Here is a 4,687-nt window from a genome sequence, read left to right on the forward strand (position 1 = left end):
GTTCGGGCACAGGTTTCTTCAATATGCCCCAGTGAATGATAAACCCCTGGCTGTGGCCAGGGGTTTATTTGCAGTCTGAGGGCAGCTGAAGCTGCCCTTTTGGGTTGTCTGATATTCACGGCTCGGGAATTTCACCGGGTCTATAATTCGGCAAGCGGCCTGCCGGGAGAATTGCGATGAGTGCAAGTCCCGCCATAATTAAAAAGCCTATCTTAAGAGCCAAAAGCCGTGACTCTGTATTAATCTTCAGTGCTTCGGCTTTTTGTTCCGGTGTTGCGGATGTGGCTGCAATTACACTTGCCAAATGATCGTTGCTAACGAAGGTGATGCTGTCCAGATTAACTTCTGATTGGATTTCAATCGGCAAAGTCGGGTTCTGGGCCAGTTGTCGCATAACGGCGCTGCTGAGCAGTCCTACGAGCAACGCACCGGCAACCGCAGTACCCACCGCTGCCGCAAGATTATTCGTCGTTCCGCGCAAGGAGCCGACATCTCCAGCCAGTTCCTTCGGTGACGAAGTAACCAGAACGTTGAACAGGAGTGTCACGAGCGAACCCTGTCCGATGCCAAAAAGAATAAGTCCAAACAGTACTGGTATTGAACTCCAGTCATTGCGTACGACAAAGGCTAGCCAAATAAGCGCTACTGCACATAGCCCGAACCCGTATCTGCCAATCTGTCGTGGGGACAGTTTTCCATAAACACGCACAATCAACATGGCTGCGAAAAAGACTGTCAGGTTGAATGGAAGCATTGCAACGGCTGTTGCAAGCGGGGAGCGGCCCTGAACAATTTGGATATAGAGAGGGACCGAAAAATTAAGCGCAGCTTCCAGAGCGACGACCGCAAACATTGCGAAAACAGCTGCACGTTCCTGTGGTGAATCCAGAACCTGAAGCGGCAGCAGAGGCGTTTTATTATTGGCTTCGCGACGTCGTGTCCAAAGAAAGAAGCCTTGTCCCAGTATGATGCCGAAAATGATCAGAACCGGTGCGGGGGAAAGACCCAGAATATTGAATGGCGCGGAGGGATTTGCAAGCAACAGCCCCCATCCGTTCAGATTGTTAAATCCGAAACTGATCGAGATGATTGCTGCTGCTGCAAGCACGACGCCGATGCCATCAATTTTGACTTCAGGACGACCCTGATCAGGCTTTAGACGAAAGCTTAAGACAAGAACGAGTGCAGATACTGCAATCAGAATGCCGAAAACCGGACGCCAGCCGATATAGGTTCCGAGCACGCCACCAATTAAAAACGCCAGAACACCGGCACCTGCACGGGCTGAGCCCAATGCACCGAGCGCCGTCGCCTGCTGATTGCCTTGGTAGTTTTCAGCAATCAGAGCAACAAGCGCAGGCACGATCACCGCGCCCGCTGCACCGCAAAGCGCCTGTGCGGAGATCATCGCAGTCGCATTGGGACTAAACGTCATCAGAATTTGTGCTACACCGAAGACGATGACAGCAAGCCGAAACACCTGCAAGGCACCAAAGCGTTGTACGAGCTTGGCACCAAGCATGACGAAACCTGCGACGATCATCGAATAAGCGACGATGCCTGTGGCAATGACTGTAGGCGCCACGCCGAAGCTTTCAACCATACCGCCGAGCGCTACTGGTAGTGAGGCGACGTTAAAAGACATGATCGCCTGACCGAAAGCGATCGCGACCATGGGAAGCCACGAATTACGTTCTTCGGAATATGATCCGTTTGTAGAAGCTGCCATCGCTATAATTCCCTCTCGCAATGTGACAGATCGGCAGAGCTTTATGAAAAGCTCTGGAATATATTGGTAACTACCTCGCAGGCGAGGACATAAGCAGATCAAGCCCAAGACGCTGTGACAGGAATTGCGCGGTTAATTGTCCCCTCACGCTGTTGCCTGCTTCATCAAGTGGCGCAGAGAATGTACCAAGCCCGCCTTTACCCGGTGACACGGTTACTATGCCACCACCGATGCCGCTTTTACCCGGCAGTCCAATCTCGTAAAGCCAGTCGCCGGATGTTTCGTAAAGACCTGCTGTCAGCATCACGGCAAGTGCGTAATGACAAACATCCGGCTTAACGACCTTTTCACGTGTTAATGGGTTGACGCCCCCATGGGCCAAAGTCGCTCCCATGACAGCAAGGTCTCTTGCGCTGACGTTCAGCGAACATTGACGTGTGTAAAGCTCAACCGCTTCAACCGGGTCAGAGTATATGCTTCCAGTGCTTTCCAGCATCCACGCTATGCTGCGGTTGCGAAAATTGGTTTTTGAAGCAGAATCATAAACTTCTTCGTTGAGGGAAAGGTCGCGCCCTGCGAAACGGGAAAGGCCTTCGTGAATAAAACGCCACTTTTCGTCTTCATTTTTTCCCGGAACCAGGCTGGTTGTAGCGATAGCACCGGCATTGACCATTGGATTTGTGCGCCCTTCGCGGTCACGTTCGATGCCAGCCAATGAATTGAAGGCATAGCCTGTCGCATTCACTCCGAGCCGTTCTCGTGCCCCTGTAGCGCCGATAAGATCGCAGATAAGTGCGAAGATGAACGGCTTGGAAACGCTCATGATCGTGAATTCGTGATCGGCGTCACCGACCGAAAAAATATTACCATCGACGCCAGCGACACAGATCCCAAAAAGGTTGGCGGGAACATTTGCCAGAGCAGGATAGACTTGCGAGTTCTGTCCCAGGTTAACACTGCCAAAGCGTTCATGCGCTTCCGTTACGAGCTGCGAAACACGATCAGACGGGGGCAGATTTCCTGTTGAGATGAATGTTTTATCGGGGTCGACGAGAGGGGAGAGTAATTCCATTTTTTTCCCTTTGTGAGTCGTTTAAAACATTTACCAAGATGTAATCAGACAAGTCCGACCGCATCACATTACCTTATTGCTGACATAATCATAACTTTCCAGCTCATGTTTTTTCAATTCTGCTCATCACATCTTAAATGCGCAGAACATTAAAGGCTTGCATCTTTCGCTGCCTTCGAGGATCAGAGTAGCATTTTTAAGCTAGCACTAACATTCATCAAGGCTGAAATTGTTGTGAAAAGAGAGGATGGCAGCTATTCAATTGTAAATTAGTCATCTCATGTTTAGCATCTGATATTTCCAGTTGGCCCTAAGCCTTCGGTAATCCATCTCGTTCTTCGAGTGAGGGCGTAACTTGAAGCATCTTTTTGTTTTCGTAATCATCCTTCAGTTAGCCGCTGGCTGCGCCAACAGGGCTGTCACCGGCCTTGAACTGACTGACACCGGGCATGCGAATGCCCAATCTGTTGTTCCCTTTCTGATCGCCACAGTCAGGGAGGCGACAGATGAAGCAAATATTGCTTATTCACGCACAAGATCGGCTGGCTTAAATTTTTCAGAGGTTGATGTTCGCATCCCAGCAACGCATCGCCCAGGCAGGGTGGACACATCGTCGAGCAGCCCCGATGCGAAGAGACATTTTACAGCTTTCAACTATAAGCCGTTGCAAGACAGCTCGGCATTTATTGCGGAATTAAACCGGCGCATGGCAAACCGCCCTGTTGCACAGCGCGAAGCCTTTATCTTTGTGCATGGTTATAACAACAACTTTGCCGAAGGCCTTTTCCGTAACGCGCAAATTGTCCATGACTATGAGATTGGTAGTGTACCCATCCATTTTTCCTGGGCTTCCGCTGCGTCGTTTACCCGTTATCTCTATGACAGAGACAGCGCACTTATTGCTCGCAAAGGTTTGGCTCAAACCCTCGAATTGGTGACGAAAACCAAAGCGAACGGTATTGTTCTGGTAGGGCATTCAATGGGCGCTGTCGTTATCATGGAAGCACTGAGAACCCTGTCACTGGAAAAACGTGAGGATGTGCTAAAAAGTATAAAAGGGGTTATGCTTGCTGCTCCTGACCTCGACCCTGATCTTTTCCGAAGCCAGATTGAAGACATTAACCCTCTGCCACAACCTTTCACGATTGTTGTTTCCCGCCGGGATCGCGCGCTTGATATTTCGCGTCGCCTTGCTGGAGGTGAACCGCGTATTGGTAGTGGCCATGATATCGCCTTTCTGCAAAAAAAGAATGTGCAGGTTCTTGATATTTCTCAGGTCGACAGTGGTGGTCACAGTGTGTTTGCGAGTTCTAGCACGCTGATAAAACTGCTTGGTTCGGGGCATTTGTTGCGCCGTCTCATTACGGACGAATATGCCGGTATGGATACAGCGTTTATTGCCGTTGGACAGGGTACTTTAGAACAGGCTTCACTGGCTTTGCATCTGCCGGCGCGTGTTATCAATCGTATCTCAGAACGTTAAGGCAGAGCGCTACTGCGCTTCCCACAGAATGTTAAGCGGCTTTTGCAAAAAGAAGCGCGTAAAATCAAATGGATAGAGCAACTCGAATTTTCAGCTTATAGGAGGTGCTCCGAATTTTTTAGAGTTTGAATGTCTTACGGGCGGAAAGGATGTACATGTCGGAAGTTGTTGCCCTTCAATCCATTATGATCAATTTAAGTGTCGCGCTTTTGCTTGGCGCTGTCATCGGCTTAGAACGTCAATTAAAACAACGACATTCCGGTCTTGCGACACATGCTCTTGTGGCACTTGGCGCTGCCGCTTATGCATCTCTCCCCAATGCCCTCGGTATCGAGAATGACCTTAGAGTTGGCGCTCAGGTCGTGACAGGGATCGGCTTCCTTGGGGCGGGACTTATCATCAA

4 protein-coding genes are annotated in these 4,687 nt (G+C 50.1%); 2 read left to right on the top strand and 2 right to left on the bottom strand.

Annotation, left to right across the window (positions count from 1 at the left end):
• Positions 1-115 precede the first annotated feature (115 nt).
• Positions 116-1,729, bottom strand: coding sequence for an MFS transporter (locus ABE530_RS19365; RefSeq protein ID WP_499695684.1), 1,614 nt, complete (start codon positions 1,727-1,729; stop codon positions 116-118).
• A 70-nt stretch (positions 1,730-1,799) separates the two neighbouring features.
• Entirely contained in the window at positions 1,800-2,801 is a 1,002-nt protein-coding gene (gene glsA / locus ABE530_RS19370) for a glutaminase A (RefSeq protein ID WP_499695685.1), read from the bottom strand.
• A 355-nt stretch (positions 2,802-3,156) separates the two neighbouring features.
• On the opposite strand from glsA, the gene ABE530_RS19375 reads away from it, so the two are divergent.
• A complete protein-coding gene (locus ABE530_RS19375) occupies positions 3,157-4,284 on the top strand; it encodes an alpha/beta hydrolase (protein WP_499695686.1) in 1,128 nt (375 codons plus the stop codon).
• 155 nt (positions 4,285-4,439) lie between these two features.
• On the top strand, positions 4,440-4,687 hold a 248-nt coding region (locus ABE530_RS19380; RefSeq protein WP_499695687.1), incomplete at its 3' end, for an MgtC/SapB family protein.

Origin of the sequence: Brucella sp. TWI559 (assembly GCF_039674265.1) — a bacterium.
Lineage (GTDB): Bacteria > Pseudomonadota > Alphaproteobacteria > Rhizobiales > Rhizobiaceae > Brucella > Brucella chromiisoli.